Genomic DNA, 25904 nt, shown 5'->3' with positions numbered 1-25904 from the left:
TGTCCTTGCTGGCCGGCAGGCTCAGAACTTGTCCAGGTTGTCGTGGGGCTCGGCCATCGCCACGACCACTTTGCGCGGCCCCTTGAAGGGCGAACGCGCATGGGCGATCAACATGTTGTCGAGCATCGTGACGTCCCCCTTCTCCCACAGGAACGACACCGTCTCGGCATCCAACACCGCCCGCACGTCATCGAGCATGGCGTCGGGAATCGGGGAGCCATCGGCGAAGTAGGTGTTGCGCGGCACGTTCTCGATGCCCAGCAACTCCTCCAGCGATTCGCGCACCTCGGGCTGCAGGTTGGAGATGTGGAACAGATGCGCCTGGTTGAACCACACCAGCTCACCGGTGACCGGATGGGTCTCGATGGCCTGGCACAGCTGCGTGGTACGCAAGTCCCCGTCGGGCTTCCACTCCCAGCGGATCGCAGCCTTGCGACAAAAGGCTTCTACCTCGTCACGGCTCTCGGTGTTGAACACCTTCTGCCAAGGCACATCGAAGTCACCGAAGTTGCGCACGTAGATGATCCCGGGCGCAAAGCGATCCCGGATTGCCGCAGGCATGCGCCGGTAGATCGCCCGGCTGTCGGCAATCGGTGTCTCCCCCCCTTCCGCTGCCGGTGTGACGCAGTGGAACCAAGCCTTCATCGGCCACATGCGGGTGTAGGCCTGTTCGTTGTGCAGCGGAATCGACTGGTGGGCTGGGTACTCGGTCGTCGTGTAGACGCCGCCGCCAACCTCCGTGCGCGGGGTGGAGCCAAAATCGTAAGAAAGCAGCGGATGGCCGAAGCCCGCCGCAAATGCACGGAAATCTTCCACGCTGGGCACAGCAAAGCCCCGCAGCAGCACGCCTCCGACGGTCGAAACCATGGATTCGATGTCTGAGCGCAACCGATGCTGAGCGTCCAGCAGCGACTCCCCTGGCATGGACGGCGTGATCAGCACGGGCAGATCGGATCCCGCCGGCGCCTTGCGTTCAAATCGAGTCAATACCTCACTCATGTCGGCTCCTTCCCATCAGCCAAAATCGTCTTGAGCGGCCTGTCCGCTAACACGGCGCCGCTGCAGCGCGCCTGAGGAACGGCTGGGGCTCCTCGTGAAGCGCGCAGGCCACGGCAGCCGCATATCCCGCGGGGGCATCGAGTCGCCATGCGCCCAGCCGGGGCCAAGCAGGTTCAGCGTCGTGCAGGCGATAGCGACGGTCGTCGCCCGCTGCGGGCTTTTCCACGGAGAGCCGCTGGAGGTGGTCGGCCACGCCCACACCGACCGCCTTGAGCACTGCCTCTTTCACCACCCAGCGCTCGAAGAACCCGGGCTGCCGTCCGGCATCCATCTGCCGTTCGCGGGCAGAAAGCACCTGCAGTTCCAGGCTCGGAACGTCGAGCGACGGATCGCAGCGCTCGATGTCCACACCGACGGCGCCGCGGCCCGAAATCGCGATGAGCGCATGGGAGCCGGCATGGGACACGTTGAACTCCACGCGCAGATCCGCCCCACACGGCTGGGCATGCTGCGGCTTGCCCCGGGCGTCAACAAAAAAGCGCAGATCTTGTGGGCGACGCCGCATCCGAGAGGCAAGCAGACGCCGCAAAGCGGCGCGGGTGGTCGCGTAGCGCACGCGGTCCTCGGCCTTCGCGTACCGAAGCGCCCTCGCCCCCTCGTCCTCGGCGAGGACCGCCCAATCAGCGTCGGCCACGGGCGCGGCAAGGTCCAGGTCAAGCCGCCAGACTTGGACGTGTGCAGGCACGGAATCAGGCAGTGCAAGCTGCTGCATGCTCTGCTCCAGAAAATCGATGCACCAGATCGCGCACGACGGCCGCCAACACCTCCCGCTCGCACGGACGAATGAAGAAGTGGCCCCCGTCGAACCAATCCAGAGAGAACCGACCACCCGCCTCCTGGCGCCACGCCTCGATGCGCCCAGCAGCGATGTCGTCGTTCTTGCCCGCAAAGACATGGACGGGAACAGGCAACGGCGCCGACTCGACATGACGGAAGCTCTCGCACACGCGGTAGTCAGCCCCCAGGGTGTCGAGCGTGATCCGCAGCAGTTCCTCGCTGGCGAACACCTCTTCCGGCGTGCCGCCCTGCTTGCGCAGATCGGCGACCAAGGCTGCATCGTCGTTCTTGCCGGCGAAACGCTCCGGATCCCGCTGCGACGGTGCCGGGCTGGCGGACGCAAACAGCGCCCACGGCAAAGGCCGCTCCAGCGCACGCTGGCGCAGGGCAATGCCATAGGCCAGCAAGGCGCCCATGCTGTGTCCGAAGAGGGCGTAGCGGCCGCGCAGCGAGTCGGCATGCTCATCACAAAGCTGCGCAACGAGCTGCTCGAAATCCTCGACGAAGGGCTCGCCCAGGCGGCCACCCCGACCCGGCAGCTCCACGGGAACGATGCGAATCCACTCGGGGAGCAGGCGACGCCAGCGCAGGTACATGGTGGCGCTCGCGCCTGCGCACGGCAGAGCCAGCAGGTCGACGTACGGGGGCCGCATGGAAGGCGTCACTGAGTGACTACGGCGGAAGCGTCCGCCGCCTTGGCGGCCTGCTCGTCCATCCACTTGCGCAGCGACAGCGGGCGCATGTCGGTCCAGGTCTTCTCGACGTATTCGAGAACGGTCTTCTTGTCACCCTTGATCTGAATACCTTTCTCGTCCGTCACGGCGGTCCAGCCACCGGGCACCTTCTTCCAGTGCGGCCAGATCGAATACTGGCCCTCATGGTTGACGAGGACGATGAAGGTTTCATCCTCGCGATCGAAGCAACTCGTCGTCATCTGGCATCTCCTTGCGTTGCAGGTGAAGGGCGCCGGGCGCCGAGCGGCGGTTGCCTCTCGTGAATTGCCCGTCCTTGCCATCAAGACGAGGCAGCCGAGAATTTGTTTAGTCCATCGTCGTCCCGGCCCGTCTCACGACGTGGCAGCGAGATCCTCTGCTCGCAACAGGACAGCGCAAGCAAGGGGGCGCCAACAGCCGCGCCAGCCGCTTGGCGGCCCCCATGAAGACAAATGGCGGCGACCGGAGACCGGTCGCCGCCATTGGCAGTGGAAGGGAAGTATGGAGAACTACACCCCGCCCGCGATGCTCACTCGCCGGCAGGGTCGCTACATCGGGATGGTGGCGGAAGATCGTTGACCGGCGGCACCAGACCCGCAACCAGCCAGATCTTTGCCGCCTGGTCGTAGGCAGCCCGGTTGGCGGGATCAGCCTGCAACCAGGCCGCCAACTCTGCGTTGAAGGCCGGATCGTCAAACCCCACCTCATGCTGCCTCTGGACCCAGGTCCAGGCAGCGTCCCAACAGGCGTCTTGGCGAGGCGAAGGTTTGTTGTTCATGGAAGGAGCGCGGTCATGCAGCAATGCCCCTAACCATATCAAGATGAAAGCACTGTGACCAGAGTGCTACAACCTGTATCGACACCGGCGTGCATGCATCACGGCGTTGTTGCCTGGACGACGAAACCACTCTGTCCGCTCCGGCGGGGAGCGTGCATGCCCTGGTGCCTTCAGTCGTCAAGAATGTCGCGGCAGCCAGCGAGCACCGTCATCACATCCTTGATCATGAAATTCACGAGCGTGGCCGAGACGCCCACGATCTTGGCGATCTCCCGCTGGGTCCTGCCTTCCAGGCGATACAGTTCGAACACGAACCGCGTCCTTGGCGGCAGCGCAGCCAGCGCGACCTCGATCCGCTCGAGCATCCGGCGCTCGTCAATGCCCGCATCGGCCGGTTTGCCGCCCTCGACCTCGGGAAGATCGCCATCCGGGCTGCTGACAATGCAACTGCCTTCCACCACGCGGCGCCGGCAATAGTCGAGAGCCATGTTCCGCACGACCTGGCAGCAATAGCCGAACGGGTTCAGGACTTCCCGAGCGCACACCCCGTCGACCAGCTTGAGGTAGGCATCCTGCAAGACATCGTCAACCTGGTCGTGGCGGCCGACAATCCTGGAGGCAATCGAGCGAAGATCGCTGCGGCGCGCGAGATAGACCTCGACCAGCGCATGTTTCGGCGGATCAGATGTCGTCATGAAGACCTCCCTGGTCAGGTCGGCCACCCAGGGGCGGCACAAGATGCTCTTTCAGCGAGAAACACCGACGCTCGGCGGCGTCTTCCTGGTGATCCCACGGTGCGCGGCGGCCTGAGGTGCTGGAATTGCACTGGACATGACCGCCGGAAGAAGGGAACGACGCGCGCTGTAGCCCCGCAACGCCGGACGAAGCCAATTGGCGTTGGTCCTGCCAGCAACGGCTCTCTGTGCCGGCCATCAATGGCTCTTCAATTGAGGCACTTCGATCCAGCAGGCGAAGATGGGATGGCCATCGATCACCATGGGAGATGCGGCACGGTGGGCCAGAAAGCCCGCACGGCGCAGCAGCCGCTCAATCCCGAGCGGCGACACGGTGATGAGACGTTGAACACCATGCTCGGCAGCCACCTTGAGCACCGAGCGCAGCAGATTGACCGCAACCGGCGAGGAGAACTGCCTGGCCGCGCCGCCAACGGGCCCCGCCTCGAGATCGACCGCCGTGAAGCGAGAGAGCTCCCACACCTCGGGATCCCTGGGCACGGGCAGCGAGCCCATCAGTTGCGGAAACACTTCGCCCAGCAGGTAGGGTCTGTGGGTCGGCAGCAGGCGCGCCATGCCGACCACCTCTTCCCCTTTGCGGGCGACCAGGTACACCGTATCCTCCCGGTCGAACTGGTCCAGTTCGAGCCCGTCGCGGCACGGCAGGTCCCAGCCCAGCATTTCGACGAAGACCCGGTACCGGAACCGGGCCACCCGACCCATCATGTCGTTGGCCAGGGTGCGCTGCGTACCTGCAAGGATTTCCATCTGATGCCCATTGATAAATGCGAATGCTTCGCATTTCACATCAACCTATGGACGTAAGGAAACTCCCCTATTGTTCAGGTGCACAAACGGATGCCTTGTGCGTCCGGTTTTTGCGTATGGAAAGTCCTGGGCGATGAGCCGCTGCAGCGCAGCACCGCTCGCCATGGCGTGAGCAGGCGGGCTCGCCAGGCCCACCAGACGGCGGGCATCATGACGATCGGCTCTCAGGACAAGAGGCGGGGCATTCTGCCCGCCCAGGACAACAAGACCCTTTCCGACTTCAGGTTATCTGCGGCAGAGCAAGTCTGGGGCTGCTTGACGCGGACTGGTCAGGTGGTGATAGTGCGCCGCTCAATGGCAGCACGCGTTTCACCTGCCCATGGAATGGCGTCGACGATGCTGGCGAGCACCTGCAAATTGCGGTCCCAGCCGTAATCACGCTTGGCGCTGTCGATGAGCATCACATTCGAACGCGGCAAGCCAACCCGCATGCAGTTCGCCTCACCGGTCTGCAATCGATCAAGGCGCCAGTCCCAACCCAACGAGACAGGCTCGGCCATCCCCTCACTCACCCATTCGGTGTACCCCATGATGGAGGTTATGGTCCCGCAACGACGCACCTGACTCGGATCATCCTCGTCCAGGCCAGACACCAGATGCACCAAACGAACAGCCAGCAGATCCTCGAGTGCGATCCGCAGGAAGCCATCACGAAGCGCTGGGGGCTTGGCTTCGGTTTCCACCAATCGATTCACCTCTTGAACTTCGGACGCCCATCCTGGGCTCCTGACGCCATGAGTATCGGCAGTCCTTGCACTCAAAACAACAAACCCATGGCGACCGCACGGGCAACTGCCGCGGTGCGATTGACAGCGCCGAGTTTCTCCGCGGCATTGCGGGTATGGAACTTGACCGTGGCCACAGAGATGTCCAGGATTGCGGAGATCTCGGTGACGGTCTTGCCATCAGCCGCCCAGCGCAGCACCTCCTTTTCCCGGATCGACAATGGGATGCTCCACTTCGTCGCCAGCACCCTTCGGAACCCCTGATGCGCGGTTTGGGCAAGCCAACGCATGCGGTGCTCCTTCGCAGCCAGTTCCTTGTCCGTGAGTGGCTCGCTGGTTCTCGATAGCGTCAGCATGCCGCCGACGCTCAGCCCCTCCAGCGTTGACTTCGCCCAGCCGACACGCAAGCCGGCGTCACGCGCGTCGTCCCAGAGTTCGGGCGTCGTCGCGAAGACCTCGTCGCCCCAGATGATAGGCTGCTGCGACACCGCCCCCAGCTGCACCGTCGGATCGACATCGAGATAATTGCGCTCGGCGTAGCGTTGCTGCCAGAGCGTCGGGTAGCTGTTGAGCATGATGGTCCTCGGACTGGTGACCGGCACCGGAAGCCGCATGCCGTACGCGCAATACTCGAAGCCCAATTGCTCGGCTGCGTGCTGCACCTTGTCAAACAAGGCGCGCTCGCTGTCAGCCCGATCGATCTCGTGGAGCAGGTCATCCGCCCAAGTCATCAACACCTCCGAACAAGCGGGGACCCGCTCGGTTGTGCCCCGTGGGCTGCCCAGGGTTCGAACCGAGCGGCTCCACAGGAATGGGAACCGCTGTCTTGCGACAAGCGCTGCTCGGCTCCGTCTGCCTTGACCAATCAGGCCCCCTGGGTGGACAGAATTCCGGCTTGATTTTTTAGAGTAGCACGCCTTCGTAGACAAGCCGCACGGTTTAGCAGCATCGCATAACAAGGCAATGACGCGGGCGCCCATGTACCGGTACCTCATCCAGGCAAGCGGTCGTCCAGCATCGCGCCGGCGGGAACACTCATCGGTAGCTCGACGTCGGTGTAGAGATCGGTCATCAGCTCGAAAATCTCCGGCCTTCTGGGGAGCAGTTCCCGCACGGCCTGCTTCTCCGTGATCCCGAGGATCAGTCCAATCTGCTCCTCGTCAGCACCGCGCGCATCCAGCCGGAACGCAACCGTCCGTCTGAGAGTCATCGCCGAGAGGCCATGCATGTTGATGCGCTTGAAGATGCGGCGGTAGGTGTCGAGCATCTGGCGGCACAGGAAGCGAGTTCGCCCGTCCACGTCCTGGCACTGCACCACGTAGGGCTGTCCTGCGTCGTTGAGGAAGAGCCGGTCGGTCGGCGTGAAGCCCCGATAGGGCGCCTCGGCTTCAGGCACCATTCCGTGTTGCACGAGGCGAAAGGCCAAGTAGCTATCGATGGCCTTGACCGCCGCCGCGCTCCGAAAAAACAGCGGACGCTCCTTGCGGTTCATCGACACCGCCGCGCGCATCACCGAGCAGGCGCGCACGGCCCCACCCGGTTCAAGGTAGTCAGCAATCTCCAACCTTGCCACCTCGAGAGGTCGCGCACCCGTGGCCAGCACGACGTGAATCAGCGCCATGTCGCGCAGCGGCGTCGGACTGCGCAGACCCGCCCGATGGATCATCGTTCTCACATCCTTGTCGGAGAGGACTTGGGGCGGAGCATCGGGCAGAACCTCACCGGCTTCGAACTGATTGAGCGCCGCATCAACACCTGCCCTTGCTGCGCGCAGCTTGTGCACATAGCCCGTCGCCTCGGGGTTGAGCCCGTCGATACCGACCTTGCGTTGCAGCAGCTTGGCCAAGCGCTTGACACGATGTTCGATGGCCGTCCGGGTCAAACCATGGGCGGCAGCAACGGCGTCATAGGTCCCCCCGGCAAGGACTGCCCTCAGTATCGCAATGGACAGGCGGGTTGACTCACTGTGCATTTCAAGCGCGGTGCATGCGGAATGGCTTGCCTCCGATGCTCTCGATCCAGCCCCATGCGGGACAGGAGAAGTTCGGCCCAAAGAAGGCCGAACTCGACATCAGCTTCCGCCCGTGAGGTGGGTCGGATGCGCCCAGCCCACACTCGCCCGTCCGCGCACAACACGCACTGCTCATGCACACCCCACCGCAAGCGATTCCGCTCCTGAGGTCGATCCCCGTGTGAATGGACGGGCTCGATGCCCAGCCCGCCACAAACAACCGCCCCACACCGCCTACCGGACGAGAAAACACGCTTCCCAGGTGACACGGCATCTCCTTGTCGGCCAGGACGGCCGGTGACATTGGCATCCCCAAGACCCGGGCACGCCAGAGATTTGGACGTGGCGCGCTCGCGGGCCATCGCACGGTGACCGTCGCACGCGCGACACTGAACCGGCTTGCGGGTCATCGCGACCCGGCGCACGTCCTGACGGACGATCCGATCCTCATCGGCGTCGCGGTCGTTACCCGCCCCTCGCTAAGAAGTGCCGCCTCCGCCGCCCTTGCGCCGGAGAAAGCGGCACTGCCGCACAACGAGCGTCACGCGCTGTCGAGACGCCACACATGCATCGCAAGCAGCCCGGTCGTGAGACGACCGAACGTCGCAGTCTGGGTCTGCACTGCTTCGGCCCGCACCTTCAACCCCATCGAGGAGTTCCACTCCTCATGACGGGCGTGGGGACTCCTTGTTTATCCGGAGTCCTCAACATGGCGAAGAAAGCCACATTTGTTTCCATTTCGTATTGGCTCCCCGGCTTCGAACCTGAAGCTGGCCCAGCGAATACGCCAGTCAGTCCGGGACATCTTCCTGGCCCCCAAACGGCGCAAGTTCTGGTGCACGTCGCAGCGATTCCCCGCGATGAAGCCATCGAAGTCGTAGCGCCCCGAGTACAGAGCTGGCGACTCACCGTCGCCGAATCGGACAGCGTCGTCCGGGAAGCCGTCCCGCGATTGCATCCCGCCGATCTGAAAGGCCTGGGGAGCGCCGTAGCCAAGTTCGAAGCCAACATGCGCGCGGTCGAGGTCCTGGCCCGAATCGAGGCCGGGAACCGCTCGCCGGACAAGGATGAGCGCTCAGCCATGGTGCGCTACACCGGCTGGGGCAGCCTCCCGGCAGCGTTCAACCTCGAAGGGAAGGATCCGGCCTGGAGCACACGGGCCCAGCAGTTGCAGTCCCTGCTGAGCGAAGTCGACCACGAGTCGGCCCGGGCATCGGTCAACAACAGCCACTACACGTCGCTCGACGTGATCAATGGCCTGTGGGCGGCCGTCCGGCGGCTGGGCTTCACCGGTGGGCGCATCCTCGAACCGGCGGCCGGTATCGGCCACTTCATCGGCGCCATGCCGGAAGACCTGATGGCACCCTCCCAATTGACCGCGGTGGAAATCGACCGTCTGTCGGGGCGGCTGCTCCAGGCCCTGTACACGCCGGCCGGCGTCACCGTGCACATCGCGCCATTCGAGAAGTCGTCCTTCCCGGATGGCTGGTTCGATCTGGTGATCGGCAATGTTCCGTTCGGCAACTACAAGGTGCCGGACGCGAACAACCGGCCCTACGCCGGCTTCAGCATCCACAACTACTTCATCGCCCGTTCGCTGGATCTGGTTCGACCGGGTGGCTTGGTGGTCCTGATCACCAGCAGCCACACGCTGGAATCGCACAGCACGGCCGTGCGCCGGCACCTTGCGTCCCAGGCTCACCTGCTGGGTGCGATCCGCCTACCCAAGGGCGCCTTTGCCGAATTGGCGGGCACGGAAGTCCAAACCGACGTCCTGATCCTGCGCAAGCGCGAGGGTTCGGAATCGGTCGATGGCGACTGGATCGAGCGCTTCCAGGCCCCTGACGGCTTGATCGACCCGGGCCACCGCCGGCCCTACATGCCGGTCAATGCGTGGTACGCCCGTCATCCCGAATGGGTGATCGGCCGCCTGCGCATGGAAAGCAACGGCTACGAGGAAGTGCCGACAGCAGTCTACGAGGGTGACCTCCCCGCCGCATTGGCCGAGCGGATCGCGATGCTGCCCGAGGGCATCTATCGCACCGCCAAGACCGCCGCCCTGGCGGTGCATGCGCCGGTCCCCGCCGAACCTGGTGCAAGGCCAGGAACCTTCCGCATCCGCAACAGCCGGATACACCGGGTGGATGGCGGATCGCTCGTCGATGTGCACGAGCAGTTCAACGCCACCCAGCGGGCAAGAATCACAGGCATGTGCGCGATCCGGGATCATGCCCGCGCACTGTTGGACGCCCAGTTGGCTGAGGACGGTGACGAGAAGCTGCGTCCCTTGCGGGCCATGCTGAACGGCACCTACGACCGCTGCGTGGCGAAGTACGGCTACCTGTCGACGCGGGCCAATGCGCTCGCCTTCCGGCGCGACCCGGACTATCCCCTGCTCCTGTCCCTGGAGCACTACGACGAGGAGACCGAAACCGCCCGCAAGGCGGCGTTGTTCACCCAACGGACGCTGCGCCGCGTGACGGCGCCGACCTCGGCCGACGAGCCGACGGCGGCGCTGGCGGCGTCGATGCAATGGCGCGGCCGGGTCGATCCGGGCTACATGGCGCAGTTGCTGTCCGCACCGGAAGAGGCGGTCACGGCGGCGCTAGCGGAAGCCGGGCACATCTTTCAGGACCCTCTCGACGAGACCTGGAAGACGGCCGACGAGTACCTGTCCGGCAACGTCAAGGTCAAGCTCGACCAAGCGAGGATGGGTGGGCCAGCCTACCGGCGCAACGCCGAGGCACTGGAGAAGGTGCAGCCGGAAGATCTGCCGCCGGCATCCATCGAAGTCCGCTTGGGTGCGGTCTGGATCCCGGCAGCCGACGTCGAGGCCTTTATGCAGGAAGCGTTGGAGATCAAGGACTGCAAGGTCCGCTATTCCGGCGAGGCGGGTGCGTGGTCGGTCGAATACTCCGAGTGGTCGGTGCGCCAAAGCGTCAAGGCCACCCAGGAGTTCGGCACATCGCGCATGCATGCGGTCGCCCTGGTGCTGTGCGCGCTCAACGTGCAGACCCCGACGGTCAAGGATCCGGTGCCCGACAAGGACACCTACGTCGTCAACTCCGACGAAACCCTTGCCGCCCGGGAGAAGCTCGGGCTGCTGAAGGACCGCTTCGCCACCTGGGCTTTCGAAGACCTGGCCCGGCGCGAGCGGCTGTGCGCGCTCTACAACCGGCTGTTCAACGCCACCCGGCCGCGGACCTTCGACGGTTCGCACTTGGTGCTGCCGGGCTTCTCGCAGTGCTTCAAGCTGCACCCGCAGCAGCCGAACGCGGTGTGGCGCATCGTGCAGTCCGGCAACACCGGGCTGTTCCACACGGTGGGCGCCGGCAAGACGGCGGTGTGCGTCATCGCCAGCATGGAGCTGCGCAGGCTGGGCTTTGCAGCCAAGCCTTGCCATGTGGTTCCGAATCACATGCTGCAAAGCTACACGGCGGAGTTCGTCCGGCTCTATCCCCAGGCCTCGGTACTGATGGCCACGAAGGAAGACCTGGAAGGCGACCGCCGCAGGGAGCTCATCTCGCGCATCGCCACCGGCGATTGGGACGCGGTAGTCATCACCCACGCGAGCTTCGAGCGCATCAAGACATCCCCCGAGTTCACCGAGGGATTCATCAAGGAGGTCATCCATGACATAGAACTGGCCGTGCGTGCGGCCAAGAGCGAAGACCGGTCCAACCGGATCGTGAAGCAACTGGAAAAGATGAAAAAGAGCTGGGCGGCGCGCCTGGACAAGCTGTCGGCTCAGGGCAAGAAGGACGACCTGCTGACCTGGGAGCAACTGGGCATCGACTGGCTGTTCGTGGACGAAGCCCATTTGCACAAGAACCTGTTCCGCTTCTCCAAGATGCGGGTGGCGGGTTTGCCGATGGCAAGTTCCGAGCGCGCCTTCGATCTGTACCAGAAGACGCGTTACACGATGCAGCTGCACGGCAACCGTCAGCGGGGCGTGGTCTTCGCGACCGCGACGCCCGTGGCCAACACCATGGCCGAGATCCACACCATGCAGCGCTACCTGCAGCCCAAGCGGCTCGCCGAACTGGGCCTGCAGCAGTTCGACGCCTGGGCCGCCACCTTCGGGGAAGCGGTGACGGCGCTGGAGATCGCGCCCGACGGCAGCGGCTACCGGATGCACACGCGCTTCGCGCGCTTCATCAACGTGCCCGAGCTGATGTCGATTTTCGGGGAGGTGGCGGACATCCAGACCGCCGAGATGCTGAAGCTGCCGGTGCCCAAGTTGCACGGCGGCAAGGCCCGCATCGTGGCCTGCCCGCCGAACCCGCAGTTGAAGGCCTTCGTGCAGACCCTGGTCGAACGTGCCGCGGCAATCCGCAGCGGTCATGTAAAGCCTGACGAGGACAACATGCTGGCGGTCACCAACGACGGCCGCAAGGCGGCGCTGGACTTCCGGCTGATCGCGCCCTCGGCGCGGTTCGACACGGAAGGCAAGGTCGCCGCGTGCGTGCGCGAGGTGTATGCCGTCTGGCAGCGCACGGCGGAGTTCCGCGGTACCCAGTTGGTGTTCTGCGACCTGTCGTCCCCCAAGGGCGGCAGGGCCTTCAGCGTCTACGAGGATCTGCGCATGCGGCTCATCGCCGCCGGCATTCCCGAAGAGGAGATCGCGTTCATCCACGACGCGGACACCGACGCCCAAAAGGCGAAGCTCTTCAAGGCGGTGCGGGAAGGCCGCATCCGCGTGCTACTCGGCTCGACCCAGAAGATGGGCATCGGCACCAACGTGCAGGATCGCCTGGTCGCTCAACACGACCTCGATGCGCCATGGCGCCCGTGCGACGTGGAACAGAGAGAGGGCCGCATCCTGCGGCAAGGCAACATGAACGAGGAAGTGGACATCTTCCGCTACGTCACCGAGGGCTCCTTCGACGCCTACTCCTGGCAGACCCTGGAGACCAAGGCGCGCTTCATCGCGCAGGTCATGCGCGGGGATCGAGGCATCCGCTCCGTCGAAGACGTGGCGCTCGCGGCCCTGTCCTACGCCGAGGTGAAAGCCCTGGCCTCGGGCAACCCGCTCGTCATCGAAAAGGCGGGCGTGGACGCGGAGGTGGCCAAGCTCTCGACGCTGCAGTGGGTGTGGCGCAACCAGCGCTACGCCAACGAGCGCGAGGTGACCGAGCTGCCGATGTCGATCGCGGCGCTGGAGAAGAAGCTGGCGGCCCACGAGGCCGACCTGTCCCGGCTGGAACTGCAGGAGATGGGCTCCATCACGGTGGAGATGGGCAAGCGGCGCATCGTCGGACCGGACTCGGTCGGCGAGGCGTTGCGGGCGAAGGTGCTGGCGGCGAAAGAAGAGGCAGCCAGCGCACACACACGCGTCGACCGCGTCTTCGGGTGCTTCGGCGGATTCGACCTGGGCATCGTCTGCGCGAGCGGCGAGCACGTGCCGGAGCTCTACCTGGCAGGCAACGCCGTGTACAACGCAACGCCCTACCAGACGGGACCGGCGCTCGTGGCGGGCTTGCTCGCCACGCTTGGCTCCGTCCAGGAACTGGCCGACAAAGCCAGAACCCTGCTGCAGGCACGCCGCAAGCGCCTGGCCGACCTTGAAGTCGAGCTGAGCCGGCCGTTCGAGCACGAGCTGCGCCTGAACACGCTACGAGCGCGTCAGGCGGAACTGATCAAGCAACTCGACCTCACGAAGGACGAGGCCGGCAGCCACGCGGCTGACGCTGATGCCGACGCCGCGCTTGCCGCCGCATGATGGACTCCCCCAGTCGCAAGGCTGGGGGATTTTTTTGTCCCTCCAGCCATCGCATCATCGAATCTGGCCGGCCATGTTTGCCGGCGAAGATTCAATGAGGGACGAACGGACGCAACCCCAACCTCTGACCAACCGGCAGCAAGAAGGATTCAAGGACAGTTCTTGCCGGTGTGCAAACGCGTTAGTAAAATTTGATGCTGAATTTTTTACTAACACCCATTGCTATTTAAGCCACCTTAACTTAAGGCCATGCCAAACAACGACGCTCCCCAGGACGCCCACCCGACGAATCCAAGGATCGGGCGCTACGTATCAACCGTGGCCTTCGACGAAACCGTCAACGCTTACGTTCCGCCCCCATTGCCGCCGGAACCCCCACTGGCGCTCTCCCCTCAACTGCTCCAGCGACTCAGCGAGGCAGACCGGGCGATTGGCCGACTGGACGGCGTGTCCATGCTGCTTCCGGACAAGGCCTTGTTCCTCTACATGTACGTCCGCAAGGAAGCGGTTCTTTCGTCACAAATCGAAGGAACCCAGTCCACCCTCGACGACCTCCTGCAGTACGAGAACGCCGCTCTGGCTGGCAAGCCACTCGACGATATCACCGAGGTGTCCAACTACGTGGACGCCATGATGTACGGGCTGGGCGTCCTGCGAGACCCCAAGGGGCTGCCGCTCTGCCTGCGCCTCTTGCGGGACATGCACGCCAGGCTCCTCCAGAAGGGCCGCGGGCAAAGCAAGAATCCGGGCGAGTTCCGTCGCTCCCAGAACTGGATCGGGGGCACTCGGCCGGGCAACGCCCACTTCGTGCCTCCCCCGGTCAACGAGATGGAACGCTGCTTGGATGACCTCGAGCGCTTTCTCCATGACGATTCCGCACTCATTCCCCCTCTCATCAAGGCCGGGCTGCTGCATGTGCAGTTCGAGTCCATCCACCCGTTTCTGGACGGCAACGGGCGCCTGGGCCGCCTGATGATTGCCCTGTTCCTGGTTGAAAAGAAGGTCCTCCACGAACCCCTGCTCTACCTCAGCCTGTACCTCAAGACCCATCGGGAACAGTACTACCGGCTGCTGCAGGACGTTCGACTTCGCGGCGACTGGGAAACCTGGACCGAGTTCTTCCTCACCGGTGTGGCAGAGACCGCCAACAACGCCCATGAGAGCGCGATGCGCATCGTGGCCCTCTTCCAGGCGGACAGGGAGCGTATCTCGGCTTGTGGAGAACAGACCAACTCCATGCTCCGGGTGCACGAGTTGCTCCAGACACACCCGTTTCTCAACGCGGCGCAGGCCCAAAAAAAAACCGGCCTCAGCGCTCCCACCGTCAACAAGGCATTCGAGGCATTGGAGAGCCTCGAGATCGTGGGCGAAATCACCGGCAAGCAACGCGGTCGTGTCTTTGCCTATGCGGCGTTCCTGAAGATTCTGGAAAGTGGGACGGAAGTGCAGCCTCCAACCCACTGATTGAGGTTGGAACTTCGGCAGCATGTTTGGAAGACGACAACCCACACAGACAGAACGACTGAAACCGTCTCTAAATAGAATCGGAACTGTTTCAGTCTACGCAGGCTTGACTCACGAGCCCACGAAAAGTATGCTGAAACCAACTCTATATTCATTTCAGACGAATTCAACATGCCCCGCCCCCTTCAGCTGAATCAGACCGCTCCGTTCGCCGTGAGGGACGGCGCCCTGCGCATCGGCGAGCGGCTGGCGGTGGCCCGCAAGCGCCGGCGACTGACCCTGCGCGAGCTGGCGGCCAAGGCGGGCGTCAGCTACGACACCGCGCGTGCTGTAGAAGCCGGCAACCTGCAAACCGGCCTGGGAGCCTACCTGGCCATGCTCTGGGCCATGGGCCTGGAATCCGAGATCCAGGCGTTTGCCGACCCTGAGCGCGACGAAGAAGGCAAGCAACTGGAGCTCACGCGCCTGCCGCAGCGGGTTCGCCATCGCAAGGAGCGACTCGATGACGAGTTCTGACCAGCGTGCCTATGTCTACCTCCAGTTGCCGCAGTCATTGGAGGTCGTGACGGCGGGGTTCTACAAGCTGGATTTCCCACAGGGGGTGCCGACGGGCTCGTTCGTTTACAACCCGGCCTATCTGCAGCGCGCCGACGCGGTGCCGCTGGAACCCTACGAGCTGCCCCTGGCGCCGCGACGCATGCGGACGGTCAAGCTCAAAGGCATCTTCGGCGCCCTGCGCGACGCCTCGCCCGACGCCTGGGGGCGTCGCATCATCGAAAAGCATACCGGACGCACCGACCTCACCGAGGTCGACTACCTGCTGCACTCGCCGGAGGATCGCGCGGGCGCCCTGTCCTTTGGCCGCGACAAGGTGCCCCCCGCGCCAGTCCGCAGGTTCAACCAAGTCATTCAACTGCCGGCCCTGCTTGCGGCGGCCGAACAGTTCCTGGAGGATGAAGCAGCAGGCAAGACTGGCGTGCCCGAGCAGATGCTCGAACTCCTGCAGCCCGGCTCCTCCATGGGCGGCGCCCGCCCCAAGAACGTGGTCGAAGATGGCGAGGGCCTCTGGCTCGCCAAGTTTCCGGACCGCGGCGACAAGTGGAACAACGCCCGTGTCGAAGGCGCGATGCTCGCTCTGGCGCAGGAATGCGGTCTGCGCGTTGCGAGACACCGCATCGAAACGGTCGCCGGAAAGGACGTACTGCTTGTGCAGCGCTTCGACCGCACGCTGACCGCCGACGGGTACTACCTGCGCCACCGCATGGTCAGCGGCTTGACCGCACTGGGCGCCGAGGACTCGCATGGAGACCGGGGCAAGTGGTCGTATCTGCTGCTGGCCGACGAACTGCGGCGGCGAAGTGCACGATCGGCACAAGACCTCGAAGAGCTGTTCCGGCGCATGGTGTTCAACGCCCTCATCTCGAACACCGACGACCATCCCCGCAACCATGCCTTGATCGCGACGACGGACAAGTGGGAACTGTCGCCTGCGTACGACCTGACGCCCAACCCGCTGACGAGCGCCGAAAAGCGGGATCTCGCCATGACCTGCGGGACCTTCAACCGCTACGCGAACCGCGCCAACCTGGTCTCGCAACATGGGCAGTTCAAGCTCTCCCTCGAACACGCGACGGCCATCGTCGACCAGCTTCAGCAAGTGGTGGCCTCACGCTGGCATGCGACCCTGCGGCAACAAGGCGCGACGCTCGCCGACTGCGACAAACTGGCCGGCGCATTCAACTACCCAGGGTTTGAACTTGATCCTGCTGTGGTACTTGCGGGCCAGTAATGTCCTGGTGCGGAATGCCACCGTGGGCCACTCAGTACTGGACATGAGCAAACTCACTCCGCGCGAGCGGACAACTTCGCGGTTTGCAGGACTTTTCTTCGCCTCAGGCTGCGTTCTCGCAATCGCGCTTCAAGCCACGATTGGCCTCTATTTCACGCGCCACTACTTCGTCGCTCACTTCCTGCTCGGGCTGTTCCTTCCCTTCTTGTTCTACAGCATGGGCGGCATGCGCCTGACCTTCTGGACAGGCATGGCACTCACCGCCATGTGGCACTTCGGATACGAGCTCTGGGAAGACCAGTTCGATCGCCCGGGTTACACCCCGGACTGGGATCAGATCGTGTCAGGGGCTGTGGGGCTTGGCGCGGCCTGGGTAACTTACCGCGCGTGGAATCGCCACCTCGACACAGGAGCCCGACAGTCGAAAACTGCTCCGCACAGTTCACCATGACGACGAGAGGCCCGCCCCCGGATTTCCGACCGCCCCTGTCAGGGAGCCCTTCGTCGGAAAACCAGGGCCGGAAGCCTCGACGACGGCTCACCCGGAGGCTGCGCCGCCCTCCCCCTGAGCCTTGATCCAGGCACGGACATCCTCCGCCCGCCAAGCGGTGACTCGCTCGGACAGCTTGATGGGCGCAGGGAACGTTCCCGCGGCGACACGGCGCCACAGGGTCGAGTGGGAAAACGGCAGGAAGACGAGCAATCGGGCTTCGCGCACGAACCCCGTCTCGGGCAAGGTTGGCGGGGGAGTACTCGCCGCACGCGAGGGCGGGACGAGTTGAAGAATGGTGGTTGCGGTGGGCATGTTCGGTTCCTCATGCAGGCCGAAGTTCATGACCCCCTCGTCACGATCGTGCTAGGTCAGTTTCGAACGATCGCTAGGGAAGCGCACACGCAAGGCTTGCCATCGGCTTCCCAGGCGACGGCACATACGAAGAGACGGGTTCCCGGCGGACCAGACGGTCCTTCCTGACGAACGGAAGATCGAGCAATCAACCGCAGCTACCGCGGCTTGCCTGCAGCTAGAGAAGGCGGGTCACGTCCGCAACGCCCAGCGCTCCATGGGCGCCAGGTTCATCGAGCCAAACAGCATCTGCAGTAGCACTGTTGTTTCACGGCTTGACGTGAGCGATACGGTATCGCAGGTCCTGAACGACGATCAAGGCACTCCGATCCAACGCAGCAAGACTCCATCCGCAAGTGGCCGTAGAGGCGATCGACTGAGCTGGTCCTGGCGATCCATCAGTCTGGATCTCCGGCCTTTGGCGCTGGCTCATCAGCGGGGGATTCGTAGCGAGCCCCCTCACCAAGGTGCTCCGCCTCGATGCTGGCAACAGCCTCTGCGCCTTCGGGCGATTCCTCGACCACGCCATTGTTGTGATGTTCCTCGGAGCCCTCGCGAGCATCACCAGCGGCACCTTGGCCTCTCGCGGCAGAACCAGCTGCCGCTGCCATGGCGTTCATCCGCCGCCGCAGACCCGACGCCAGGCTCCGCGCGGAGTTGGCGACATCCCGAACCTGACGCTTCAAGGTTGCCCGCTGCTGGTCCAGCACCTGCGTGTTGATGACCTCGTGAATTTCCAAGGTCTGCAAGAGCGGCATCAATTGGTCGAGCTTGGCGATCAGCTCGAGATACCGCCTGCCGGTCGACGAAATGACCCCCACCTCGATCTCCAGCGGCCTGGTGTCGTAGGTGGCGGCGCTGGTGATGCCGTTCGCCTTGAACAGAGCCTCAGCGCCGTCGATGGCCTGATTGAGGTTCGTGGCGACACCATCGATCCTGGACTTGATGGCCTCCTCCACCTTCGCCACGTCGGCCGACTCCAATCGGGTACGGGCGATCACGGAAATGAAGTGCGCATTGAGCTGCAGGGTGCTGAAGAAGCGCACGAACAGGCGCTTGCCCTCGGCGCTCGTGAAACGGGCCAGCACCTTGATGCTGGCTGCCTCGACTCGCCGGAAGTCCGCCTTGGACTCGCGCGCCAGGATGCGCGCATTGACTGCGCCCTCGTCGATCTTGACGATCTGCATATCGGATTTGCTTGCCGCCATCAGAGCTCTCCACTGTCGAACCGAGACCGATGTTCCTCGCACGGCTTTCGGAACTCCATCCGAATATCCCGCCCAAACCGCCCGAATTTGCCATCACGAGGTGGACTTCGCATCGGGCGGTATTGACCGCCCTGGAGGCGGTCACTATCGTTACCGCATGCAGTAGCTGGCCCTGCGCATCTCGTCGGCAAGCCCCCTGTTCCGAGCGAATCGCGTCCGCGATTCCACGTGCCCCCCTTCTCCACTGGGTGGCTTAGTTCCGCTTTGAACCCTGCTTTCGAGGCGGGAGCCTGCCGCTCCCGTGCCGAAAGCAATCTTCCCTGCGGTAGCTGGCATACCGATCCGGCGGATCGTCCGCCCCAAGCCAGTCTCGTCACCACCGGCCAACGCCCACACGCGTCGGCCCATTACCACCCTGCGGGGCACACGCCCCGCTCGGACGCGTCGTGCCCCGCGTTTCTTTCGGAGGCCACGATGCCTGGTTCCAACCTTCAGCCTGTTTCTTTCCATTCGGGCCACATGGGATTTCCGCCGCGGCGGTTTCCCCGTATCGCGGACACCGCGCCCGACCCGCAATCGGTTCAGCACCAACTCGACGAAAGCGATGAAGCATCGCCTGTCGAATGGACCGAAGAGGACGTGGTCCGGCTGCACTGCCTGCTCCTGGACGATCTCTCCGCCCTGGCCGACCCCGGCACGCCGCTCGAGGAGAAGTTCGACACCTTGCGTTGGGTCTTCACGGATCCGGACAAGGACGGACAGCCATTCTCCTTCGCGAGCTGCCTGCAGGTGGCGGGCTGCAGCCCGATGTCGACCTACCCCTACTTCGGTCGCCTGGACGTGAACGACGTGCGTGACCTGCTGCAGGGCTACGTCCGGCGCTGGCTGCGCGAAACGCTCGACCGCTATCCCGCCTGGGTTCGCGAGGCGATCTCGCACAACCCGCAATGGGCGTCGGACCGGCTGAGCAAGAACCCGCAATGGATCAACGAGCAGCTTAAGCGCCAGAACGTGCTGGGCGACCTGTTCGCATGAATCGCCGATCCATGCACCCATTCACCGGGGAGCGCCCGCGCTCCCCTTCCGTCTCCAAGGAGGCGTCATGGCGACGCTCAAAGACATCCTGATCCTGCTGGCGGTCCTGGCCGCCTATGGAATTGTCGGCCGCATGGACTACGACGATGCCGTGCGGCACGAGGAGTTCATGCGCGCGAGGCACCTCGAACACGAGGCGTCATGCGCGCCGGCCACGACTCCGAAACGCGCAAACACGGCAGCTGCGGCCACACACGACCCGTTGGTGCAAGCCGTGATCGCCCGTGACTGCCCGACATCCCGCCTATAGGAGGCTCTCATGTACATGGACTCACAGAAGCGGCCAGAACCCCGGGCGACGCATCCGATGCGCTTGCGCGGGCTTGCGGAGATCGAGTTCCTCATCAAGGAAAGCGAAGTGCTCACCGGCCAGGCCGGTCGCGTCTTCGTGATCTCCGGCGCCGACAAGCTGAGCTACCGGGTGCGCTGGCACCCCATGGTCATTGAGGTCGAGCGCCTGGACAGCACCGGCGCCGTCATCGACACGCAGCACCTGCCCCCTCATGACTTCGCGACGCACAGCGTCGTCGAGGCCCTGACGGCGGGCCAGCTCTACACCGCGCCAGTGCAGACCAGGCACTGACGCTTCTTCGTTTCCCCATCGCGGGCCCTCCCGCGATGGGTGCGGGCCCGCATGCACTTCACAGGAGCATGTCATGGACACCGTCCAAGTCCGCATCAATGAAGAAGGCACGTTGCGCAACCAGCGCTTCGCCTTCAGCGACCGGTTCACGCTGGTCACGGAACTGCTGCAGAACGCGCGCCGCGCCGGCGCGACCTTGATCGAAGTCAGCCACGACCCCGTCTCCCGTACCCTGCGGGTGCGCGACAACGGGCACGGCATCGACGACTTCGGCAAGCTGCTGGCCTTCAATGAGTCCGGTTGGGGCGAAGCGCTGCGCGCCGAGGAGCATCCTTTCGGCGCCGGGTTCTCCCGCTGCCTCTATGCCGCGACCCGCTGCACGGTCATCTCGCGGGGCAGGCAGATCGCCTTCGACACGGCCGCCGCCCTGGCGCGGTCCGAGATCCCGGTGGAGGAAACCGACTACGGACCGGAGATGGGAACCATCATCGAACTCGAAGGCGTGGAACTCCCCGATCTCGACTCGCGACTTGCGAGCCTGTGCATGGGGTTCCCCGTGCAGGTGGAATTCAACGGCCGGCCCATCGACCGGCCCCGTGCTCCTTATCGCCTGAGCAGCGTCGAGACTCCGGTTGGCTCGGTCCACCTCGTCGGGACGCACAGCGGGCAGCATTCGCTGTCCGTCGATGTGTATCTGCAGGGCTTTCGCGTGATGTTCCTGCCGAACTACCTGTCGATCACCGAGACGCCGAACGTCGTCCATCTCGACTCGAAGGTCTTTTTCGCACGCCTGCCCGACCGGGACACCCTGATCGACGCAGACGTGCAGGAAACGAAGATCCGGCAGCAAATCCGCCAGAGCTGGCGCGACACGCTGCTCGATCGCAAGGCGGGAATGGCCGCGGGAGAGTTCATCGAGGACTTCTTCAATGTGATGCGCCACCACCGGCATCTGGATTTGCTCAATGACATCGAGCTGATCCCGAGGCAGGTTTGCGAGCGCATCAAGGGGTACCCGCAACGCACGCCAACGCCGCATCTGGACTTCCTGGAGCACCCGGTGCACGCCCTGCCCCGACAGGACATCGAGAGCGGACGGTTTCAACTGGTCAGGCTCGACTGGCCGGATGGGCAAAACGCCGCGAAGTGGATGCTGGCGCGGGCCAAGGGCTATGTCGTCATGGCCTCGGACGATCTCGATGCCGGCCACTGGATTCATTCGTATGTCCGCGACCTGAACAAGGAAGAGGTGTCGATACGGGTCTCCCATGAGCATCAGCGCTCCTACCTCGATGGCAGCTGGATCTCGGCACACGTGGTTCTGTGCGAGGAAGTCACCATCAGCATGGGCGACGTGGAGGCGACCTTCTCCGAGGACGGCCTCTACCACGACGGCACGCTGTACATCCCCGCCGGGGAACGCAGCGGTCGCGCGGTACGCCAGTACGCGTCCTACTACGACGGCCATGATCGCTTCCACGAATCCGACATGAACGCCGACGTAAGCGCGCTCGCGGACCTCATTCGCCGCTTGCGCATGGCGGATCCGGAGGAGGCCATGCGCTCGCTGATCAGCGACGCGCGATCCGAGCGGTATCCGCTGCTGCGCGGCCTCAGCTTCCGCGTGCAGATCGGCATCGATGCCGGTAGCCACGAGGTCAGCCTGATTGAGTGATGTCCGCCGCGGCTGGCTTCGTCAGCCGCGGTATTCACCCGAGCCCCACCCGGCTCCATTTCAACCCGTGCGTCCGGCTTCCACCGGACGCGCCCCCGTCCCCTGCAACGCATCCGAGCCTCGCCCGAATCGGCAGGCCTTGCCCAGGGGGCTCGTCTTGGAGGTCATCATGACCAAGGAAGAGTATCAACGTCGCATCGACGACGTGAAGGCCCGCGCCCACGGACGCTGGCCGGAGTTCCTGCTGCACCTGGGCCTGGATCCCCGGATGATCAAGAAGCGCCAGAACCTGCCCTGCCCCTTCTGCGGCGGAACGGACCGCTTCCAGTTCACCGACAAGTACGGCGAGGGCAACTACCACTGCCGCAACTGCGGCCCTGGTGGCGGCTTCCAGCTCGCGCAGCAGGTGACCGGGATGGACTTCAACCGCGTCCTGGAGGCGGCCGAGCAGTACTTTGGTTCGTACCCGCGGCCCCTGCAGGCTGCCGGCAACGAAGCATCGCCGGATCGCATGAAGAAGCTTGTCCAGCGCATCTGGAACGAAGCCCAGCCCATCATCCATGGCGACGTCGTGGACCGCTACCTGAGGTCTCGGGGCCTGGTCCTCGATCGCTACCCGTCGGTACTGCGTTTTCACCCGAAGCTCGGGTACTACGAGAAGGACGAGGGTGGCAAGTCGCGCAAGATTGCCGAGTACCCCGCGATGCTCGCCAGCATCCAGGGGCCGGAGGGCAACATCGTGTCGCTGCATCGGACCTATCTGCCCGAAGGGCGCAAGCTCGCGGCCAACGATGCCAAGAAAGTGCTCACCTCGGGCATCACCGGCGCGGCGGTGCGGCTTTTCGGGGCGACGGACGAACTGGCTCTCACGGAGGGCATCGAGAAAAGCCTCGCGGTGCACCTGCGCACCGGCAAGCCGGCCTGGGCCGCGCTCAGCGCCGGGAACCTCGAGAAGGTCTGGATTCCCGACACGGTGACCAAGGTCTCGGTCTACGCCGACAACGATGCTGATGGCGATTTCGCGGGACAAGCCTTCGCTTTCGCCCTCGCGCGCCGCCTCAAGAGAGAGGAAAAAGGTGGTGTACGGCGGCAGGTCCAGGTCTTCGTGCCCAAGTGGCCTGGGGTCGACTGGTCGGACATCTGGTTTCGGCGTTGGCAGGCCCAGATGCGGCAAGCCGCATAGAGATCGATTGCGTTGAGAGGGGTGCAGCCTGAGGCTGCACCGCCTTTTCAGTGGCACCTGCCCACGGTGCCAGCGAAAAGGTTTTCTCCGGGAGCCTCGCTCCCCTGGTAGCTGCCATACCTGCCGCGCCCTTGGGCGTCGCAAAGGCAGCCTTGAAGCCCATGCGCGACGCGTTCGCGCCGAACCCGGGTCGGCCAGTTGGCCGGCCTTCATCAACCCTGGCGGGGATGCGCATCCCCGCAGGGGTCGTGCCGTCCCCGCTTTTCATTTCCGAAAAGGAGATTCACATGAAAAACGGACGTTCGCTCCAAAGCCTGGCCCAGGAACTCGATCGCCAGCGCCTCAGCAAGCGCGACCTGGTCCTGCCCTCTTCCCTCATCCATCACACGACGCGGGAAGACGGCGAGACCGAACTGGTCGTCGAAGAGCCCGAATCGCCGCGTCGGTATGACGTGACACCGCTCGCCCGCCGACAGCTCGCGGACAAGCTGCGGATCCCGCTGGCGTATTTCGAGCGCATGCGCACCGAGCAGCCGACGCTGCTCGATCGCAACGTCAACACGTGGCTGGAGCAGGAAGGTGATCGCCACATGCTGCGCACCCTCGATGGACGGGTGCGCGCAGTGCTCTCGGATCGCTATCGGCGGCTCGACAACTACGATCTCGCCGAGCACGTGCTGCCGATCCTCGGTCATCTGGACGGCCGTGTCGAGTCGGCCGAGCTCACCGAGACGAAGATGTACCTCAAGTACATCCTGCCGCGCCTGCAGTACGAGATGCGTGTCGGCGATGTGGTCCAGGCCGGCATCGTCATCTCGAACTCCGAAGTCGGCCACGGCACCCTCACGGTCCAGCCGCTGGTCTTCCGGCTGGTATGCAGCAACGGGCTGATCGCCGTCGACCAGTCGCTGCGCAAGACTCACCTGGGCCGTGCGCTCGGCAGCGATGACTCGGTGACGATCTTCCAGGACGACACGCTCCAGGCAGATGACCGTGCCTTCTTCCTGCGGGTCCGTGATGTGGTTCAGTCCGCCCTGTCCGAAGCCACCTTCCTGCAAATTGCGGCGAAGATGCAGAAGACGATGGGCGTCGAGCTTACGGGTAGCCCCACGAAAACGGTCGAGGTGCTGCGCCAGCGCTACACGCTGACCGAAGCCGAAGGGGATGGCGTGCTGCGTCACCTGATCATGGGTGGCGACCTGTCTGGATACGGGCTCGTCAATGCCGTGACGCACTACAGCCAGGAGGTGGGCGACTACGACCGCGCCACCGAGTTCGAGGCGCTGGGCGGCAAGCTCGTCGAACTGTCCAGCCGCGAGTGGAAGGGGTTGGCCGAAGCGGTTTGACCCGGTGAATGGCCGGCGCACCAGGAGACGCCGGCCCGCTTGTTCGCCACCCGTTCCTATTTCCACCCACGAGGGACACATGCGCCTCCATTCGAGGCCGTGTCCCTCGCCGTTCTCAACATCTCTTCAACCACGGAGCTTGCTCCCCAGCCGGGGAACAGGCTCCACTTCCTCTGATGGAGAAACCCCATGCACCCTGATTCCAACCCTTTCCTCCGCGGCTACCAGAAGCTGCGCATCGATCGCACCTTGTGCATCACCACCGAGGACGACTGCCCGCCGGTCTGGCGCCCGCTGCATCCCAGCCAGGCGCATCTGCCCAATGACCAGATTGCGCTCTTTCCCTGCGTCTTCAACAACGACTTCGCCCTGATCACCGAAGGCCAGGACATTCCCGAAGACCTGGAGGCCCGATGCCAGACCGAGGGCGTGGTGCGCACCGTGGTCTACGCCGTCAGCGGCGACGACTCCGGCCAGCCCGTCCACGTCGGCGACACCTACTCGGCCGAAGCCGCGCGGGAAGTGGTGCGACGACTGAGCTTCGAGACTGGCTTCTACAGCCGGTGCTGGGAGATCAGCAGCGCCCATCTCACCGCCGAGGCGGGTCGTTTCCTCGCCGAACTGGCGGACATCGCCACACCGAGCGGCCTTCTGTTCGTCGCCTTCCGCATCCCGTACAGCCCCGCGATCGGCGTGAAGCTGATCGCCACCCCCTGGACGGATGCGAACCTGCAACCAATCGAAGGTATCACCGCAGAGCAGTTGCGACAGGAGCATCGCAACAAAGGCATGCCGGAATCCCTGGTCGAGGTGCTGCACCGGGCTGCGGTCGCCGACGCGCGCATGCTGGTGTTCGATGCCGATGCCCCAATACTGGAAGGGTTGACGCTGTACGGTGATGAATGACCCCCATGTGAGCCCCCGCGGGGGGCTCGTCTTACTCTTGTCGATTCGTCGATTCACACTTTCCGTCCGACAATCGACATGCGTCCACCCGCATGCCGTTATCGGCGCCCCAACGCCAGGAGCACACTGGCGAGCTTCTTGACCGCCACTTCCAACTCATCGCGGGTATAGGCCGCGAACCCCATCAGGAAACCAGCCTTGTGTTTGGTCGACGTATGCAGCGCCGCCAGACCCAGGAGATCAATGCCGGCCCGGCGCGCAGTATCAATGGCCTCGCGCTCGGGAATGTCGCGGATGAAGACACAGGGCAAGAGAGCGGGTGATGGCGCGCACCTTTGAGCGCCAGGTGATCGGGTTGCATGTGCGGGTCGCGTTGCTCAATCACTTGAGCCAGATCGACCGTCCTCAGACTGCCGCCGTGGCATGAGTCCGTCCGGGGCTGGGGCTATGGCGCCGGGAAATCG

Annotated in this window: 25 protein-coding genes and 1 pseudogene; 13 read left to right on the top strand and 13 right to left on the bottom strand. The window is 64.2% G+C overall.

What is annotated here, in order from left to right; genetic code table 11:
• Positions 1-21: 21 nt before the first annotated feature.
• The 10 genes from C667_RS00445 to C667_RS00405 form a co-directional block, all read right to left on the bottom strand.
• On the bottom strand, positions 22-999 hold the full coding sequence (locus C667_RS00445; protein WP_039920407.1) for a TauD/TfdA family dioxygenase: 978 nt from the start codon (positions 997-999) through the stop codon (positions 22-24).
• Positions 1000-1045: 46 nt separating this feature from the next.
• Complete coding sequence (locus C667_RS00440; RefSeq protein ID WP_004354930.1) at positions 1046-1771, bottom strand: 4'-phosphopantetheinyl transferase family protein; 726 nt, start codon at positions 1769-1771, stop codon at positions 1046-1048.
• Entirely contained in the window at positions 1749-2489 is a 741-nt protein-coding gene (locus C667_RS00435; RefSeq protein ID WP_004354928.1) for a thioesterase II family protein, read from the bottom strand. Before C667_RS00435 ends, C667_RS00440 begins: the two co-directional genes overlap by 23 nt.
• An 8-nt stretch (positions 2490-2497) precedes the next feature.
• The gene (locus C667_RS00430) at positions 2498-2770 is read right to left on the bottom strand and encodes an MbtH family protein (RefSeq protein WP_004354924.1); all 273 of its coding nucleotides are present in this window, start codon (positions 2768-2770) and stop codon (positions 2498-2500) included.
• Positions 2771-3078: 308 nt separating this feature from the next.
• Entirely contained in the window at positions 3079-3327 is a 249-nt protein-coding gene (locus C667_RS24485) for a FecR/PupR family sigma factor regulator (protein WP_004354916.1), read from the bottom strand.
• A 170-nt stretch (positions 3328-3497) separates the two neighbouring features.
• Positions 3498-4022, bottom strand: coding sequence for a sigma-70 family RNA polymerase sigma factor (locus C667_RS00425; protein ID WP_039920465.1), 525 nt, complete (start codon positions 4020-4022; stop codon positions 3498-3500).
• A gap of 237 nt (positions 4023-4259) precedes the next feature.
• A complete protein-coding gene (locus tag C667_RS00420) occupies positions 4260-4829 on the bottom strand; it encodes an acyl-homoserine-lactone synthase (protein WP_004354914.1) in 570 nt (189 codons plus the stop codon).
• A 329-nt stretch (positions 4830-5158) separates the two neighbouring features.
• Complete coding sequence (locus C667_RS00415; RefSeq protein WP_157302036.1) at positions 5159-5572, bottom strand: DUF4902 domain-containing protein; 414 nt, start codon at positions 5570-5572, stop codon at positions 5159-5161.
• A 74-nt stretch (positions 5573-5646) separates the two neighbouring features.
• Positions 5647-6345: an autoinducer binding domain-containing protein gene (locus C667_RS00410; RefSeq protein ID WP_004354912.1), complete on the bottom strand. Its 699-nt coding sequence runs from the start codon at positions 6343-6345 to the stop codon at positions 5647-5649.
• 260 nt (positions 6346-6605) lie between these two features.
• The gene (locus C667_RS00405; RefSeq protein WP_157302034.1) at positions 6606-7460 is read right to left on the bottom strand and encodes a tyrosine-type recombinase/integrase; all 855 of its coding nucleotides are present in this window, start codon (positions 7458-7460) and stop codon (positions 6606-6608) included.
• An 874-nt stretch (positions 7461-8334) separates the two neighbouring features.
• Here C667_RS00405 and C667_RS00400 point away from each other — a divergent pair.
• The 5 genes from C667_RS00400 (at position 8335) to C667_RS24230 (ending at position 17051) form a co-directional block, all read left to right on the top strand.
• On the top strand, positions 8335-13347 hold the full coding sequence (locus tag C667_RS00400; RefSeq protein WP_039920405.1) for a helicase-like domain-containing protein: 5013 nt from the start codon (positions 8335-8337) through the stop codon (positions 13345-13347).
• A gap of 318 nt (positions 13348-13665) precedes the next feature.
• On the top strand, positions 13666-14811 hold the full coding sequence (locus C667_RS00395) for a Fic family protein (protein ID WP_245538395.1): 1146 nt from the start codon (positions 13666-13668) through the stop codon (positions 14809-14811).
• A gap of 171 nt (positions 14812-14982) precedes the next feature.
• Positions 14983-15327: a helix-turn-helix domain-containing protein gene (locus tag C667_RS00390; RefSeq protein ID WP_004354907.1), complete on the top strand. Its 345-nt coding sequence runs from the start codon at positions 14983-14985 to the stop codon at positions 15325-15327.
• Positions 15314-16600, top strand: coding sequence for a type II toxin-antitoxin system HipA family toxin (locus tag C667_RS00385; RefSeq protein WP_004354904.1), 1287 nt, complete (start codon positions 15314-15316; stop codon positions 16598-16600). The genes C667_RS00390 and C667_RS00385 overlap by 14 nt, the downstream gene beginning before the upstream one ends.
• 43 nt (positions 16601-16643) lie before the next feature.
• Positions 16644-17051: a hypothetical protein gene (locus C667_RS24230; RefSeq protein WP_051174586.1), complete on the top strand. Its 408-nt coding sequence runs from the start codon at positions 16644-16646 to the stop codon at positions 17049-17051.
• An 87-nt stretch (positions 17052-17138) separates the two neighbouring features.
• Here the strand turns inward: C667_RS24230 and C667_RS00375 are convergent, their stop codons facing one another.
• Both C667_RS00375 and C667_RS00370 read right to left on the bottom strand, forming a co-directional pair.
• Positions 17139-17435: a helix-turn-helix transcriptional regulator gene (locus C667_RS00375; RefSeq protein WP_004354888.1), complete on the bottom strand. Its 297-nt coding sequence runs from the start codon at positions 17433-17435 to the stop codon at positions 17139-17141.
• Between the two features lie 407 nt (positions 17436-17842).
• Positions 17843-18652 carry an AcaB family transcriptional regulator gene (locus C667_RS00370; protein WP_004354885.1) on the bottom strand — a complete coding sequence of 270 codons (810 nt, stop codon included), beginning with the start codon at positions 18650-18652 and terminating at the stop codon, positions 17843-17845.
• Positions 18653-19126: 474 nt separating this feature from the next.
• On the opposite strand from C667_RS00370, the gene C667_RS00365 reads away from it, so the two are divergent.
• From C667_RS00365 to C667_RS00335, 7 genes are all read left to right on the top strand, one after another.
• The gene (locus tag C667_RS00365) at positions 19127-19687 is read left to right on the top strand and encodes a hypothetical protein (protein ID WP_157302032.1); all 561 of its coding nucleotides are present in this window, start codon (positions 19127-19129) and stop codon (positions 19685-19687) included.
• Between the two features lie 67 nt (positions 19688-19754).
• Positions 19755-19997, top strand: a complete 243-nt coding sequence (locus C667_RS00360; RefSeq protein ID WP_004354882.1) for a hypothetical protein — start codon at positions 19755-19757, stop codon at positions 19995-19997.
• A 15-nt stretch (positions 19998-20012) separates the two neighbouring features.
• Complete coding sequence (locus tag C667_RS00355) at positions 20013-20330, top strand: hypothetical protein (RefSeq protein ID WP_157302030.1); 318 nt, start codon at positions 20013-20015, stop codon at positions 20328-20330.
• Positions 20331-20403: 73 nt separating this feature from the next.
• Positions 20404-22005 (top strand): ATP-binding protein, encoded by a 1602-nt coding sequence (locus C667_RS00350; RefSeq protein WP_004354874.1) that lies wholly within the window; start codon positions 20404-20406, stop codon positions 22003-22005.
• Positions 22006-22174: 169 nt separating this feature from the next.
• Positions 22175-23188 carry a DUF7146 domain-containing protein gene (locus C667_RS00345; protein ID WP_004354873.1) on the top strand — a complete coding sequence of 338 codons (1014 nt, stop codon included), beginning with the start codon at positions 22175-22177 and terminating at the stop codon, positions 23186-23188.
• Positions 23189-23475: 287 nt separating this feature from the next.
• Positions 23476-24534, top strand: a complete 1059-nt coding sequence (locus C667_RS00340; RefSeq protein ID WP_004354867.1) for a DUF932 domain-containing protein — start codon at positions 23476-23478, stop codon at positions 24532-24534.
• 189 nt (positions 24535-24723) lie between these two features.
• Complete coding sequence (locus C667_RS00335) at positions 24724-25440, top strand: DUF5983 family protein (protein ID WP_004354865.1); 717 nt, start codon at positions 24724-24726, stop codon at positions 25438-25440.
• 98 nt (positions 25441-25538) lie between these two features.
• Here C667_RS00335 and C667_RS00330 read toward each other — a convergent pair whose 3' ends face one another.
• Positions 25539-25751, bottom strand: a complete 213-nt coding sequence (locus C667_RS00330) for a hypothetical protein (protein ID WP_004354863.1) — start codon at positions 25749-25751, stop codon at positions 25539-25541.
• Here C667_RS00330 and C667_RS25430 point away from each other — a divergent pair.
• Positions 25745-25867 (top strand): annotated as a pseudogene (locus C667_RS25430) (IS5/IS1182 family transposase); the annotation flags it as partial. The gene C667_RS00330 and the pseudogene C667_RS25430 sit on opposite strands and share 7 nt — an antisense overlap.
• Positions 25868-25904: the final 37 nt, after the last annotated feature.

The sequence above is a fragment of the Thauera phenylacetica B4P genome (assembly GCF_000310225.1).
Classification (GTDB): domain Bacteria; phylum Pseudomonadota; class Gammaproteobacteria; order Burkholderiales; family Rhodocyclaceae; genus Thauera; species Thauera phenylacetica.
This window is presented reverse-complemented; position numbering and strand designations above follow the sequence as displayed.